At 64.7% G+C, this 14,539-nt stretch carries 14 protein-coding genes; 10 read left to right on the forward strand and 4 right to left on the reverse strand.

The window, feature by feature from the left end; genetic code table 11:
* The 4 genes from KBY81_RS08910 to KBY81_RS08925 all read left to right on the forward strand — a co-directional run.
* Nucleotides 1-464: DALR domain-containing protein (locus tag KBY81_RS08910; protein ID WP_315858504.1), on the forward strand; the 464-nt coding region annotated here is incomplete at its 5' end.
* 564 nt (nt 465-1,028) lie between these two features.
* The gene (locus tag KBY81_RS08915) at nt 1,029-1,445 is read left to right on the forward strand and encodes a nucleotidyltransferase substrate binding protein (protein ID WP_106222425.1); all 417 of its coding nucleotides are present in this window, start codon (nt 1,029-1,031) and stop codon (nt 1,443-1,445) included.
* Nucleotides 1,442-1,777, forward strand: a complete 336-nt coding sequence (locus KBY81_RS08920; protein WP_254976284.1) for a nucleotidyltransferase domain-containing protein — start codon at nt 1,442-1,444, stop codon at nt 1,775-1,777. Before KBY81_RS08915 ends, KBY81_RS08920 begins: the two co-directional genes overlap by 4 nt.
* A gap of 4 nt (nt 1,778-1,781) precedes the next feature.
* A complete protein-coding gene (locus KBY81_RS08925) occupies nt 1,782-3,032 on the forward strand; it encodes a hypothetical protein (RefSeq protein WP_254976285.1) in 1,251 nt (416 codons plus the stop codon).
* Here KBY81_RS08925 and KBY81_RS08930 read toward each other — a convergent pair.
* On the reverse strand, nt 2,992-3,864 hold the full coding sequence (locus tag KBY81_RS08930) for a class I SAM-dependent methyltransferase (protein WP_254976286.1): 873 nt from the start codon (nt 3,862-3,864) through the stop codon (nt 2,992-2,994). The genes KBY81_RS08925 and KBY81_RS08930 overlap by 41 nt on opposite strands.
* Before the next feature lie 77 nt (nt 3,865-3,941).
* Here KBY81_RS08930 and KBY81_RS08935 point away from each other — a divergent pair, with 77 nt between their 5' ends.
* Nucleotides 3,942-4,202 carry a hypothetical protein gene (locus KBY81_RS08935; RefSeq protein WP_254976287.1) on the forward strand — a complete coding sequence of 87 codons (261 nt, stop codon included), beginning with the start codon at nt 3,942-3,944 and terminating at the stop codon, nt 4,200-4,202.
* Nucleotides 4,203-4,211: 9 nt separating this feature from the next.
* Here KBY81_RS08935 and KBY81_RS08940 read toward each other — a convergent pair whose 3' ends face one another.
* A complete protein-coding gene (locus tag KBY81_RS08940; protein ID WP_254976288.1) occupies nt 4,212-5,417 on the reverse strand; it encodes a hypothetical protein in 1,206 nt (401 codons plus the stop codon).
* Nucleotides 5,418-5,480: 63 nt separating this feature from the next.
* On the opposite strand from KBY81_RS08940, the gene KBY81_RS08945 reads away from it, so the two are divergent.
* On the forward strand, nt 5,481-6,740 hold the full coding sequence (locus KBY81_RS08945; RefSeq protein ID WP_254976289.1) for a hypothetical protein: 1,260 nt from the start codon (nt 5,481-5,483) through the stop codon (nt 6,738-6,740).
* A 240-nt stretch (nt 6,741-6,980) separates the two neighbouring features.
* A complete protein-coding gene (gene gmd, locus KBY81_RS08950; RefSeq protein WP_106222410.1) occupies nt 6,981-8,123 on the forward strand; it encodes a GDP-mannose 4,6-dehydratase in 1,143 nt (380 codons plus the stop codon).
* Nucleotides 8,124-8,131: 8 nt separating this feature from the next.
* On the opposite strand, the gene KBY81_RS08955 is transcribed toward gmd, so the two are convergent.
* Nucleotides 8,132-8,524, reverse strand: a complete 393-nt coding sequence (locus KBY81_RS08955) for a type II toxin-antitoxin system VapC family toxin (RefSeq protein ID WP_106222408.1) — start codon at nt 8,522-8,524, stop codon at nt 8,132-8,134.
* Complete coding sequence (locus KBY81_RS08960; protein WP_254976290.1) at nt 8,521-8,862, reverse strand: type II toxin-antitoxin system Phd/YefM family antitoxin; 342 nt, start codon at nt 8,860-8,862, stop codon at nt 8,521-8,523. Before KBY81_RS08960 ends, KBY81_RS08955 begins: the two co-directional genes overlap by 4 nt.
* A 125-nt stretch (nt 8,863-8,987) precedes the next feature.
* Here KBY81_RS08960 and KBY81_RS08965 point away from each other — a divergent pair, with 125 nt between their 5' ends.
* The 3 genes from KBY81_RS08965 (at nt 8,988) to KBY81_RS08975 (ending at nt 14,412) form a co-directional block, all read left to right on the forward strand.
* Nucleotides 8,988-9,248, forward strand: coding sequence for a hypothetical protein (locus KBY81_RS08965; protein WP_254976291.1), 261 nt, complete (start codon nt 8,988-8,990; stop codon nt 9,246-9,248).
* A 105-nt stretch (nt 9,249-9,353) separates the two neighbouring features.
* Nucleotides 9,354-13,433, forward strand: a complete 4,080-nt coding sequence (locus KBY81_RS08970; RefSeq protein WP_254976292.1) for an exostosin family protein — start codon at nt 9,354-9,356, stop codon at nt 13,431-13,433.
* Between the two features lie 4 nt (nt 13,434-13,437).
* On the forward strand, nt 13,438-14,412 hold the full coding sequence (locus KBY81_RS08975; RefSeq protein WP_254976293.1) for a hypothetical protein: 975 nt from the start codon (nt 13,438-13,440) through the stop codon (nt 14,410-14,412).
* Nucleotides 14,413-14,539: the final 127 nt, after the last annotated feature.

Raw genomic sequence — 14,539 nt, forward strand, 5'->3', positions numbered from 1 at the left:
CTGCGAGCGCTGCGGTGAGCGCCGCGGACATCGGCGCCGAACTGGCCCGGGCCCGCGAGCGCTTCGCCGCCGCCATGGACGACGACCTCAACACCTCGGCGGCGCTGGCCGTGCTGTTCGAGCTGGCCCGGCCGCTGCGGGCCCTGGCCAACCGGCTGGAGCGGGGCGACACCGAAGCCGGGGCGGCCGGAGAGGCGGTGGCGCTGGAGCCCCGCTGGCAGTTGCTGGGCGAACTGGCCGGTGTGCTGGGGCTGGCGGCGGAGGCGGCGAGCAGTGCGGCAGACGGCACGCCGGCCGAGGCGGCGGCGGCGGAAACGGCGATCCAGCAGCGGATCGAGCAGCGCCGGGCCGCCAAGGCCGCGAAGGATTTCGCCACCGCCGACCGCATCCGGGCCGAACTGGCCGCCGAGGGCATCGAACTGATCGACCGGCCGGGCGGCGTGACCGACTGGGTGCGGGGCTGAAGTGCGCACTAAAATGCGCATCAACTGAAGCGGCATCCATGCGCACCACCATGGAGCAGGGGCTTGATGGACAACCTTCAGCCCAGCGCCCGCCGCGATCGGCCGCAACGCTGCCCAGAATTGATGGGCCCTTGCCCATTCCAGGGGAGAAGCTGAGCAATTCCGGGCTGTTCAGTCTGATGGAACCATGACCAGCCAGACGGATCTTCGAGATCTCAATGTCTGGCTGGCGATGACCTCCGCAGGCCACGCGCATCACACCCAGGCCGTTCACTACTGGGAATCCGAGCTGCCGAACGGGTTCTGTCGAACCTGCTGCCCTCCTGCAACGCCTCTGCGCCCAACCGGGGGTGTCCATGGCAGAGCACGAGCAGAGCGCCTGGGACCTCTTCCACGCTCTCGTCTGCGATCTTCCGCTGCCGTCGAAGCACTGCACCGATTCCTACCCGGCAGCCCTGGCGATGGCGAACGGCTGGCAGTTGGCGGCCCCTTTCATGAGTCACCGCCCCACCCGTTCAGGACAATGACTGCAATCCACGACATCAGCGACTGGGTGCGGGGCTGATGGGCGACCTCGACATCCGCTGGCAGCAGAGATATTCGAACTACTGCCGGGCGCTGGAGCAGCTGGAGACATTCTTCAAGCCCCCTGAACTGAACGCCCGGGAGCAGCAGGGGTTGATCAAGGCGTTCGAGTACACCTTCGAGCTGGCCTGGAACACGTTGCGTGATCTCCTGCTCAGCCGGGGGAACGAGCAACTGCTCGGTTCACGGGATACGTTGAAGGAAGCGTTCCGTCTGGGTCTGATCGAGGATGGCGAGGCCTGGATGCTGATGATTCAGGACCGCAACCTCACCAGCCACACCTACAACCGCTCCACCGCCGACGCGATCGCCGGCCACATCGGCCAGAGCTATCTGGGCTGTTACCGGCAATTGCGGGCTTCTCTGGAGCCACTGCAACAGGAGCCGACACCTTGAGCCCCCAGCCCTCCACCACGCCGTTGGGATCGATCCCCGGCATCCCTGAACGGGTCCAGCAGCGGCTGCAGCAGGTGTTCGACAGCCAGGCCCACCTGGAGGCCGTGTGGCTGTTCGGCTCCCGGGCGATGGGACGCCACCGGGAGGGATCGGACATCGACCTCTGCCTGGAGGGGCGCGAGCTCAGCCATCGGGACCGGCTGCGGCTGATGGCGGCGATCGATGAGCTGCTGCTGCCCTGGCAGGTGGATGTGGCGTTGCGCCGGGAGATTTCGGCGGATCTGGAGGCCCATGTGAAGCGCGTCGGCCGATGCCTCTGGAGGCGGAGCTGAGGCGATGGCCAGCATCTCGGTGGTGATCCAGTTCTTCGAGGACTTCGACTTCATCGAGCGAGTGGTGGAGCGGCTGGCCTGGGTGGACGAGATCGTGGTGAACGACGGGCCGTTCCAGTTCACCCGCGCATTGCTGGAACCGCTGGTGGGTCGCGATCTGGCGCAGCCGAGCCCGCGGGCGGCCGGCCTGTTCGCCCTGCTGGGCCGGCGGCTGGGGGTGCCGATCCACTACCACCACGGCGTGTTTGCGGGCGAGCGGGAGAAGCGGATCCACGGCTACGGGCTGGCCAGCGGCGATGTGGTGCTGTCGGTGGATGCCGATGAGCTGCTGCTGCTGGAGCGGCAGGCGGTGGAGCACTTCTGGGCCAGCGGGGCGGTGGTGGCCAGCTTCGACTGCGTGAACTTCACCTATCTGAATCTGGTGGGCGGAAAGGCGGGCAGCCCGTTGGTGGCCCGCAAGCCGTTCGCCTTCAAGCGGGAGGCGATCACGGCCGAGCACCACCTGGATTACCTGTGGCTGGTGGGGGTGGAGCAGCAGGCCGTGGCCAGCGAGGACTTCCTGCCGGAGGCCCTCTGTGGCGGCGCCCACCTCACCACGGTGCGGAGCGCCTACGGGGCCAGCATCAAGTTCGGCTTCTACAACTGCCTCTATTTCCATCTGCACGGGGAGCGGGGCCTGGAGGGCAGCTTCCAGGCGGCGCGGCAGTTCTTCGCACGGGGTACCTTCGATGCCGCCGCCCAGGCGGAGGTGTACGGGCGGGCGATGGCCGATGCGATCGGCTTTCCCAATGAACAGCTGTTTCGAAGGGCGGCAGCACCGGAGGTGCCCGAAGCGATCCTGCAGGTGGCCCAGGAGGCGGCCGCCGCCTACAACCACGGCCTGCCGCGGCAAAGGTTGAACGGCCGGCTGGTGCCGGGGGTGCCGCTCTATGCCCTGATGGCGCCGGGACACGGCTGGCGGGTGTCGCTGGCGATCGCCGGGGAGGCGCGGCTGCGGGTGCTGCCGCTGACAGTGAACGGGCCGCCGCTGGACCTGGGCCGGCCGGCCCTGGAGCACCGCTGGGCGGCGGAGCCCCTGAAGCCCCAGGAGGTGCCGCCAGGGGCTGAGGAAGCGGACAGCGGCGGCGAGCGGATCGGCGATCTGGTGGAGCTGCTGGTCTGGAGCGGCGAGGACACGGTGGCGGCCTGGGCAGAGGCGTCGCTGGTGCCGTCGTTCAGCCTGCGGGTGCTGGATCCTGGGGGCGCTTGGCCATGAACACCAGGATCCAGGGGATTTCGGCGCCGACGATGCCGTAGGTGGGGGAATGGATGGCTTCGATGCGGGGATCCTCGAAGCCGGCCTCGCGCAACTGATCGAGAAACTCCCAGCCGGGAATGCGATAGACGAGGGAGCCCTGCTTCGGCTGCACGGGATCGCCGTGGTATTCCGGTTCGGCCAGCAGCTCGGGCTCCTGCTCCCGGCCGAGATGCACGGCCTTCACCGTGGATTCGGCCTGGCCGTAGGCGAAGGGCACCGTGCCGAGAAGGGAGCCGCCGGGTGCAAGCACCCGATGCATCGAGCGCAGGGCGGCCGGCAGGTCGTAGACGTGCTCGAGAATTTCGTTGCAGATCACAGCATCGAAGCGGCCCTCCGCAAAGCTGAGGGCGCAGAGATCCTCGTGGTGCACCTGCTGGCGGCGGGGATCCTGCGGATCGGGAAGGTATTCGCTGCCCTGGTAGCGGGGCACCAGATCCCGCAGCCGCTGGGCGAACGGGGTGATGGCCTCCGGGCAGTAGAGCCGCAGGTGTTCGAGCAGGGGCAGCCGGCCCGCTTCGATCAGCTGGCGCAGCAACAGCAGCACGGCCCGCTGGCGCGACACCAGGCCATCGTGCTGCAGGCTTTCGCGGAAGTTGGTGCCCTGCACCTGCAGATCGGCGGCCGCAATGGGCACGTCGTTGAGGGGATCCTGGATGCCATTGAGGGCCATCAGTCGCAGGCTGGTGCGCACCTGCCGATCCAGATCCCCCCACTGGGCCGCGAAGTCGCGCTGGAACTCCGCCTGCTGGCGATAGGTGCGCTGCTCGAGGTGGGCGGAAGCCAGGGGCACGGCACCGATCGGGATCACCCGGTCACGCTAGGGGCCGCGACTCGACGCGGCCGAAAAGGCCCCCTAAGCTCCTCGCGATGGGCGAAACATCCACCACCGCCGCTGATCCGCAGGCGCTGCACGCCGAGATCGCCAGCCTTCGCAGCCAGCTGGAGGAGGCGAGGGATGAAGCAGAACTGAATCTGCTGCAGCTGCAGCAGGTGCAGGAGGAACTGGAGTCCTACGTTGTGGCCCACCAAGAGCAGCAGCAGCTGCTGGAGCAGCATCAGCAGGAGGAACGGCGCGCGGAGGTGCTGATCGCGGCCTTGCTGGAGCGGATCGAAACGGGCGGAGGCTGAGAGCCGGCTTCAGGCCCCCAGGGCAAAGCGTGCTTCGGCCTCACTGAGGGCGCGGGAGAAGGCGCTCAGCTGCTGACGGAGAGCCTGGCGATCCTGGGTGACGCCCTCTTGGGCCGGGGTGGCGGGTGGGAGCGCAAAGCCGATGCGGCCGGCGGCCCGCTCCAGGAACTGGCCGAAGCGCTGGGCTGCCGGAACGGCCACCGCTTCGCCACGGTGGGCGACGGCGGCGGTTTCGGCCTGCTGCAGCAGGGCACGCAGGGGCTGCCACTGGGGATCGTCGGCGACCAGCCGCTGCAGCAGCGCCAGCGCCGCCGTGGCATCACCGCGCTCCAGCAGGGAGCGGGCCTGGAGCAGCCCGGGGCCGCGCCGGGCCTCGCGTCGCCGCTGGCGAAACACCTCGGCCAGCTCCGGAGGCGCCTCGGCCAGGGCCTGGCCCCAGTGATCGAGGGCCACCGCGACGGCACCGGAGTCCAGGGCGGCCCGGGCAGCGATGTCCGAGTACCAGGGATTGCGCTTCACGTCCGATGTCGCGGTGGTGATCCAGGTGGCGCAGCGCTGCTGCTCGCCCAGGGCAAGGGCCAGATCGGCGGCCTTGAGGCGAGCGTGGACCCAGTCGGGCCGGAGGTCGGTGAGCAGCCCCCAGAACGGCAGCGCCTCGGCGGGGCTGGCGGCGATCTGCTCCTCCCCCACCAGTTCGGCGAGAAACGGCTCGATCGGCGACGGCAGGGCCGCCTCGTGGCGGAGCAGCAGGATCAGTTCTTCCCGTCCGGGGCTGGTGAGGGCGTACGTCCAGTCGGCCTGGGCGCGCTGGCGCCAGGCGGCATCGAGCGCCGTGGGATCCAGGTGCCGCCAGTGGCGGATCCGGGCCGCCAGCGCACTGATCTCGGCGGGTTGGTCGCCGGCGGGGGCGGGCCACAGGCCCCACACGTCCGGCACCAGGGCAAGGGAAGGAGCGAGCGCATCGGCCTCGAGGAAGGCCAGATCGGACTGGTGGGGCTGGCCGGCCAGCACCCAGGCCAGGCTCACCTCCAGCGCCAGTGGGCCGTCCCAGTGGGGGGAGGAGCGCAGCGATGCCACGAGCGACTCCAGTTCCGGCACCAGGCCGTAGACGGAGAGCCAGTGCAGATGATCGAGTCCTTCCGCCCGGCTGGGCGAAGCAGAGCCCTGCAACGCCTGCCGGAGTTCCGCGACCGTCGGCCAGTTGCTTCGCGACACGGCCTGGAGAACACTGGCACCATTGTGCGGCGGCCCGGGGCTGCCTGCAGCGACGCGGAGGGGATGGAGCGCATCGGCCGGGTGTTGATCGTGGATCCGGCCTATGCCAGCGGCGTGGGGCACCACGGCGATGTGAACGCCCAGTTGCTGGCGGCGCTGGAGCGGCAGGGCTGGCAGGCCGAATGCTGGGGGGATGCGGCGGTGGAGGCCAGGGGCTGCCGGGGGGTGTTCAGCGGCTGCGGCTACGAGGATCCGCGCCACTGGGCCGATCTGGGCGGCACGGTGCACCTGGCCCGGCGGTTGGAGGGGCAGCTGCTGGCGGCGCTGGAGGGGCAGGGGCCCGTGGGCGGCTGGGTGCTGCACACGGTGCTGCCGTTCCAGCTGCTGGGAGTGGCCCGGGCCCTGCGCCATCTGCCGGCGGCCACGGTGATGGTGAGCCTGATGTTCCCGCCGGGGGAAACCCTGGGCGGGGAGGGGGGAGAAGAGGCCGCCATCAGCAACTGCCGGATGGCGCTGAGCGCCCTGGCGCAGGCGATGGGCCAGGGCGGCCACCGGCTGCGGCTGGAACTGCCGAGCCAGCAGGGCCTGGAGCTGTATGCGCCGCTGCTGGAATCGGCGGGCCTGGCGTGCAGCGGCCTGCATCCGGCGGTGGTGGGCGCCGGGTTGCCGGTGCTGGCGTCTGCTGCCGCCGGTGGCCGGCCGCGGATCCTGCTGCACTGGGGCGATCTCAAACCGGGCAAGGGCCGCCGCGAAGCCCTCGCGGTGGTGCGGCAGCTCCTGGACGGAGGCCCGTTGCCCCCGCCCCTGCGGGAGGCGGAATGGCTGTTCCAGGTGCACAGCCAGGAACCCCTGCCGGCAGCGGAGAATACCATCCTCGATCAGGCCCGGGAGCGGATCGCTGGCTTCCAGTGGCTGAATGATCGGGTGGAGGCGGAGCGCATGCAGGCGCTGCTGGCCGGCTGCGACGGGGCCCTGCTGGCCTACGACCCGGTGCTCTACCGGCAGCGGAGCTCGGGGCTGCTGTGGAGCTATGGCGCCGCACGCTGGAGCAGCGACCAGCCGGCGGCGGTGGTGGGCCGGGCGGGGGGCTGGCTGGAGCGCGAAGCCCGGGATCTGGGCCTGGGCTGGCGCAGCAGCCGCGATGGCCGGTGGCTGGAGGACCTGGCAGCCGCGATGGAGGAAAGCTGTGCCGGGGGCGTTAACGCCGCCGAACGCTTCACCGCCTACGGCCAGCGGATGCTGGGGGAGGGTTTTGCGGGCCATGTGGCCCGGGCGCTCCAGGAGCTGCAGGCACCGGAGGGCCAGACCGTCGAACAGGGGTAAACCTTGAAGTCTGCGGCGACAGGGAGCTCACGGACATCCAAGGCTGCAACGCCCCAACTGGTTTTCCGAGAGATGAATCACCCGTCCACCTGGATCCATGGCCTGTAAAAATGGAAGATTGCACCAGAATTGGCTGAGAGGTTCAACCGCTGGCCCAACAGTTCAGTTTGAACCCACCCAGCGGGTGGACGATCGGTAAGTTCCGGGCCATGCTGCAGGCCCATCGGCCCCAACGAGCCCATGCCCAAAACCGCCCTGATCACCGGCATCACGGGCCAGGACGGCAGCTATCTGTCAGAACTGCTGCTGGACAAGGGCTACGTGGTGCATGGCATCAAGCGGCGGGCCAGCAGCTTCAACACCCACCGGATCGATCACCTGTACCAGGATCCCCACGAGAGTGATCCGCGGCTGGTGCTGCACTACGGCGATCTCACGGATTCCACCAACCTGATCCGCATCGTGCAGCAGGTGCAGCCCGATGAGATCTACAACCTCGGCGCCCAGAGCCATGTGGCGGTGAGCTTCGAGAGCCCGGAATACACCGCCAACAGCGATGCGCTGGGCACGCTGAGGATCCTGGAGGCGGTGCGGATCCTGGGACTCAGCAGCAAGACACGGATCTACCAGGCCAGCACCAGTGAGCTGTATGGGCTGGTGCAGGAAATCCCCCAGAAGGAATCCACCCCCTTCTATCCGCGCAGCCCCTATGGGGTGGCGAAGATGTATGCCTACTGGATCACGGTGAACTACCGCGAGGCCTATGGGATGTACGCCTGCAATGGCATCCTGTTCAACCACGAAAGTCCCCGGCGGGGGGAGACGTTCGTGACCCGCAAGATCACCCGCGGCCTGGCGCGGATCGATGCGGGGCTTGATGATTGCCTGTTCATGGGCAACCTCGATTCCCTGCGCGACTGGGGCCACGCGCGGGATTACGTGGAGATGCAATGGCGGATGCTGCAACAGGAGGGGCCACCGGAGGATTTCGTGATTGCCACGGGCCGGCAGGAGAGCGTGCGGCGTTTCATCGAGCTGGCGGCGGCGGAAGTGGGCTGGGGCGAGATCCTCTGGGAGGGCGAAGGTGTTCACGAGATCGGCAAGCGCAGCACCGGCGAGGTGGTGGTGCGCATCGATCCGCGCTACTTCCGGCCGGCGGAGGTGGAAACCCTGCTCGGTGATCCCACCAAAGCTCACGAGAAACTGGGCTGGACGCCCACCACCACGCTGGAGGAGCTGGTGGCCGAGATGGTGGCAGCCGACAAGGAGGAGGCCCGCAAGGAGGCGATCCTGCGCCTGAAGGGGTTCAACGTGGTGGGCTCGATGGAGAACCCACCCACCAACCCGCGGGCGGTGGAGCGGGCACTGGGAGGGATGGGCTGATGGCGCAGCTACCAGAGCAGGTGGCAGGGAAAGTCCCTGAGGGCTGGATCGATACTCACCAGGGTGAGGGCCTCCAGCTCGGCCTGGGCGGCCAGCAAGCGGTCAAAGGGATCGCGATGGGCCAGGCCATAGCTGCCGGCCCGCAGACCATGGCGCAGCTCGATCGCCAGCAGCTCGAACCCCTGGGCGGCCAACACGGTGGGCAGTTCCTCTTGCAGGGAAGCGGCGGCAGGAAGCTTGCCCAGGCGCACCTTTGTGGCGATCTCCCAGCCGGAAGCCGCACTCACCAGCACCCGCGCCCTGGAATCGGCGATGGCGGCATGGGCTGCCGGCGAGAGGCGATCGGGTTCAGCCAGCCACCAGAGCAGGGCGTGGGTGTCGAGCAGAACACCAGCACTCACAGGAGACGTTTCTCCAGATCAGAAAGCTCCTCCTCTGGCAGCGGCTCGAGGAGCACCTCCGGCGGAGGCAGGGCGACCACCCCGCTCAAAACGCCGGGCCTGCGCCTGGAGGTGGGCGGCTCCAGAGGAACGAGCCGCGCCCAAGGCCGCCCGCCTTTGGCCACCACGATGGTTTCACCGGCGTGGGCGGCGTCGATCAGCCGCGAGAAGTGGGTTTTGGCCTCGTGCACGTTCACGATCCGCGGGACAGGAGCACCCATGGCGATACGGAGCAGGGGCCGGGATTGGAAGGTTAGTCCACTGGCGGACCAACAGCTGCTGGCGGTGACCTGCAGCATCAGGGTTTTCCGAGCCATGACCAGCACCTCACCCCCCCTCATCCACCCGAGCGATCGCATTTTCGTGGCCGGGCATCGGGGCTTGGCGGGCAGCGCCTGGGCTACAGCAACCAGCTCACGGCCCGATGCAGGCACTGCTGGCCGGGTGTCAGGCGGCCCTGCTCGCCTACGACCCCGTGCTGGATCGGCAGCGCAGCTCAGGGCTGCTGTGGAGCTACGGGGCGGTCCGCTGCATGGGCCGACGCCCGCCAGACGTGATGGCGTTGCCTTACGACAGGGACTGGGCCACGCCGTACGGACGACGCCTGCTGGGGGAAGGGTTCGCAGGCTTCGTGGCCCAGCGGCTGCTGGCCAACAGCGGTGGGAAGCTCGGGACCATCGGGTAGACGAACAGCATCGCCCTCGGCATGCTGCAACCCATCGCCCATGCACAGAGCCTCCCTGTTGATGGCAATGCTCACTGGCACGTGGCCCAGGGTCCCTAGAGGCTGATGCGCAGGATCCTCTACACCCAGTACTACCGATGCCGGCAGAGGGAGCGGCAGGCGGAAATTGATCGCTGCCTGGAGATCAACCTGCTCCATCCCGGGCTCGACAAGGTGGTGGTGTTACGGGAGCACGACGCCCCGCCGATCCCCCCGGGGACGGTGGAGTGCGAGGTGATCGACTGGAACGAACGGCTCACCTACAGCCACTGGCTGTCGCTGGCCAAGCAGGAGCCAGACAGCATCGCCCTGCTGGTGAACTCCGATATCTACCTGGCGGAGGGATTGGAGCATCTCGAAGCGGTGTTCGACACCCCCAAGGCCTTCATGGCGTTGAGCCGATACAACCCCGAACCGGGCTGTGAACGGTTACGGCTGAACGCCTACCCGCACTGGACCCAGGACACCTGGGGGATCCGTACCGACGCTCCGGTGCCGCAGAGCCTGCTGTATTCGAGCACCTTCTCGCTGGGCTTCCCCGGCTGCGACAACCGCATCGCCTACGTGATGTGGAGCCATGGTTTCCAGGTGAAAAACCCCGGCTACTTCGTGAAAACGGTGCATGAGCACCAGGAAGTCAGCCGCCCCTACGACACCCACGCCGATCGGCTCTACGGCGGCGTGAGCTACGTGCACCTGAGCCTCAGCCCCTCTGAGCCCTCGGAACTGGAGCACACGATCTGGACCCAGTCGGCGGAGATCGGTGGCGGCCTGCTGATCAATCAGCAGCCGATCGGCAAGGGGGTGCACCGCTTCGTGGCCGACAAGGGTACCGACGTCGACCGGTTCCAGCACCTGCAGAAGTTCACAGGTCTCTCCTGGTCGCATCAGGCGAGGGGCTCCTCCATGGCGCAGGTGATGAGCAACCATCCCCTGGCAGGAGACAGGCAGCACGTGAGCGACCACACCCTGGCGCTGCCGATGGCGGAGCTCACCGGTGACGGTATTTCGGTGGAACTGCCGGGGGAGCCGCCCTTGCTCGGTCTGTTTCTGCGGCTACCTCGCCACAGTGCCCCGGCCTACGGCATTGCGATCGAGGCCCGTAACGGCCACGGAGCCCCACGGCACCTGCTGGAAGAGGAGGCCAGGATCGATGGCCAGAGCCGCCGCAACTTCCTTGAAGGGGGCCGCGTCCAGGGCCACTTCAGCGGCCTCAAGCTGAAACTCAGGCCGCTGGAGAACGAGACCCAAACCTGGGGCAGCTGCGATCTTGCTGAACTGGTGCTGTTCTGCGAAAAGTCCGCGGAGCCCGAGAAAGTCCAGGCCGACTCCACCGCACCGGCGGCGGTGGCCGAGGCCGAAGGCCCCGGCCCGGACCCGGCCTGGGGGGCCTATCAGGTGGTCCGCCGGCAGGACTTCGAGCCCACGGGCCAGGAGCTTGTGAAGCGGTTCGGCAGCCGCTTCGAGGTGTGGTGCGATGGAAAGGCGCTGTATTTCGTGGACCGTTTCTGGCCCACGGTGGGTTGTGTGGCGTTCAGCGGCACGGCCAAGGCGGCCCTGTCCCAGGGAGAGGAGGCGCTGTTCGCCGTGGGGTTCCTGCAGCCCCTGCTTGAGTGGAAGCCGAATCAGATCGCCTCGGAGAAAAAGCACCGCGATCATCTGCTGTTCTGGCAATACCCCTGCCGAACGGAAGAAGACGCCTTCCTGGTGCATCAGGAGTTCAGCGGCCCGCAGCTGGATGGGGAGAGCTATCAGCTGTATCTGGGTCTGCCTTGGGCCACCTTCATTGATCGGGGGGTGAACCATCAGATCCAGGGGGATCCCTACCCGGAGCCGCTGCTGCTGGCGATGCGCAAGCGAACGGAAGCCCTTGCCGAAGAACTCATGCACTGGGGACGGAAGCTGCAGGTGCACAGCGTCTGCCAGCACATCTTCTGGCGGGAGGCCACGGCCAGGATCCGCTCGGCCGGCGTCACCGATCTTTGGATCTCCCACAAGGAAAAGGGCCTCGATGAGGAGGAGGGAATGCGGCTGCACAGCTGGAGCCTGTACGCAGTGAACGATCGCGACCCTGCGCGGAGGAAGGGACTGCATTTCGTGCCGATCGAGCAACGGCCGGTATTCGCCTCCTTCAGCGGCGCCCACATGAAGCATTACCTCAGCGATGTGCGCCAGCGTATGGCGAGCCTGTCGGCCCTGGAGGGCTATCAGGTCACGATCAAAGACATGTGGCACTTCAACAAAGTGGTGTACAACTTCCAGGTGTTCGGCGATGAGAGCAAGAAGGACGCGATCGCCACCGATGAGGTGCTGGAGTACAACACGCTGCTGAGCCACACCCGATTTTCTCTTTGCCCTGTGGGGGCCGGGCCAAACACGTTGCGCCTGTGGGAATCACTGGCCGTGGGGGCGATCCCGGTGGTGCTCTCCGACCGGCACCAGCTGCCCGATCTGGAGCGCTTGCTCCCCGGTGAGGGGCTCAGCTGGGAGCAGGTGGTGGTGCTGCATCCGGAAGCGGAGCTGAACCAACTGGATGCTCGGCTCAAGGCCATCGACGCTGCCGAGCGGCACCGGCGCCAGCGGCTGTGCCGGCGGGTGTACGAGGCGAGCGTGGCCATGACCTGCTTCGGGCGAAGCGCAAGGGAGGCGGAGCCGATTGCGCAGCTGCTGGAACTGTTCAAACCCCAGCAGGTGCAGGTGCCTGGGCGAACGACAGCCGAGTTCACCGGCGTGGCCCGTCAGGTGCCGGCGTCCCTGACGCTGTCCGAGGAAGGACCCAGTGAGCTCCTGGTGCACCTGGACCAGACCGAGCAACTGCTGGGTTTTCGCCTGACGGGAACCGGCTGCACCATGGAGGAGGTGAGCGTCTCGATCAGCCGCTACAGGGAATACAACAAGTTTGAGGAGCTGCCGCTGGAGGTGGAGCGGCAATGGGGCGATGGCCAGTGGCTGCGGCTTCCGGAGAGCGAACGATGGTGGGCGATGGGAGTCAAGCTGACAGCCGAATGGAAGCAGCAGGGGGTGGCCCGTCCGGAAGCGGGGCTGCAGCTGGCTGTGCTGAGCGAAAAAGATGCGTTTGCGAGGGAGGCACGCCGCCTCGATCAGGCAGGCATTCTGAAGGCAGCCTCCGATCGCAATGAAGAGCGCCAGGACGACACGTTCGACACCAAGCACATCAATAGCGGCCTCATTCTGGAGCGGCTGCCGGCGGTGGCACGGCCGGAGGACGTAGTGCCGGGGCAGGAACTCTTTCCTGCCCTAGCGGCTCCAAGCACGAACTTGATCGGAGAGCCGCTAGGCGATGGCATCACGATGTACGTGCATCTGATGAACCGCAACGAGAATGTCAGGAAGAACCTGGCGAACTGGTTGCAGCAGCAGTTCGATGAGCTGATTCTGCTGGATTGGAGTTCCAGCGATCCTGTGGCAGAGATCCCGGGCGTTTTCGACGATCCTCGCGTGAGGGTGGTAAGAGTGGATGGGCAGAGGAAATTTATCCGCACGGTGGCACAGAATCTAGCCAGCCGCATGGCACGTCATCGGCGCATCTTCAAGTGCGATTCCGATGTGGAGTTTCATGGAAACTTCTTTGATGCACATCCGCTGGAGCCAGGTGAGTTCTGGGTAGGGGACTGGCATCATGCGAGAGACAATAATGAGCGGCACTTGCACGGCGAGACCTTCTATTTTATTGAAGACTTTCTCGCCGTTGGCGGCTACGACGAACGCATTAAGTCCTATGGGCAGGACGACACCAATCTTAAAGATCGAATGGCCCTAGCCGGAATCGTCAAGAATGTTTTTAACTATGACTTTATGGAGCATCAGCATCACGAGCAAACCGTAAGAGCCCAAGGGAGCAATGGAATTCATCCCATGGTTGCGACATATGCGAACCGCGTCATGACGAGATCATCACCCCTATGGAACGGTGCCCGCAAAGTAGCTCAATATCATTTTCATTCAGAGGGAGACATAACGACTGCCAGGTTTGAGCTCAAATCTTCGATCGGCGAATCGACAACAAGCGATCACATCAAGTCCGCAGTTTACACCATAGGAAGATGGTACTTGACCCATGACAAGATTTCAACCATGACCGAAGATCAGGTTAATGCTGTAATCTGGGAAAAGCAAGTTGAATAACACGATGGAACGACCATCTTGGGCCTTCACCGAAACAGCAGTCATCTTCAAGTACTACGAGAATAGCTTCAAAAGAGTTTTCATTCTTGAAGGCCTAGACCACCACTTTGACGTCTTGCCCCTATTCACAGAGAGAGATTTCTGCTTTATCACGATTCCTTGTCACACAACCGCTTGGAATTTCACCTTCGCAAGAAAATGCTTAGAATCTCAAAATCCAAGCCTACCACTATCTAATTTCGTCTACCTAGCCAACACCACTCAACAAATCAATCAAGCAACTTCCAATGGCTTTCGGGCACTTTTATTCAACCACAATGCCCTCCTCGATGAAAAGATCTACCGAATAGCCTATTCATCTAATAGACGATACTCGATTGTCTTAAATACTAGACCAGAGCGTGACTTTAAACGCCCATATCTTGCAAAACAAGTCGACAATATTGCCATCATTCAGGGTTACAACTTTCGAAAGGATGATTTCATGGACCTCAACGAGCTTAATCCAAAGTTCATAAACTCTCATCGTCTTTCGGTCTCTGATGTCGTAGATGTCTATAACTCTGCAGAGGTAGGTGGCATTTTCTCCGCTAGAGAAGGAGCCTGCTACAGTTCCTCAGAGTATCTCCTTTGCGGTCTGCCAGTCATATCAACACATTCCGAGGGAGGACGTGATATCTGGTACAATCAATTCAATTCCATTGTTTGTGATGCTACAGAGGTTGCTGTCTATGAAGCCGTAAACGAGGCCAAACATAAGCTTCAGACAGGCGAGTTTAGTCGCGAAAGGATAAGAGCCATGCATGTATGCCAGCAATACGTAATGAGAGACAACTTTTGCAGACTAGCAGCATCAATATGTGAAGTGAGCGAGTCCGATAGCATTCAGATGTTTTATCTGCATTTAGCAAAGACGAACAAATTACAACACAAAATCAAGATTAATCAACTACCTGATTACATCCATTCAATGCCTTAGCCTGATGGCAAAACATCTTCGATGTACTCCAGCAGCAGCATGGAACGACCTTTGTTTACTTCAATTTCATGCTAATTCAAACATGACACATCGAATGCATACTATCATGGACTGAGCTTGGATTAGT

Source organism: Cyanobium sp. Lug-B, assembly GCF_024345635.1.
In the GTDB taxonomy this organism is placed as follows: domain Bacteria; phylum Cyanobacteriota; class Cyanobacteriia; order PCC-6307; family Cyanobiaceae; genus Cyanobium; species Cyanobium minutissimum.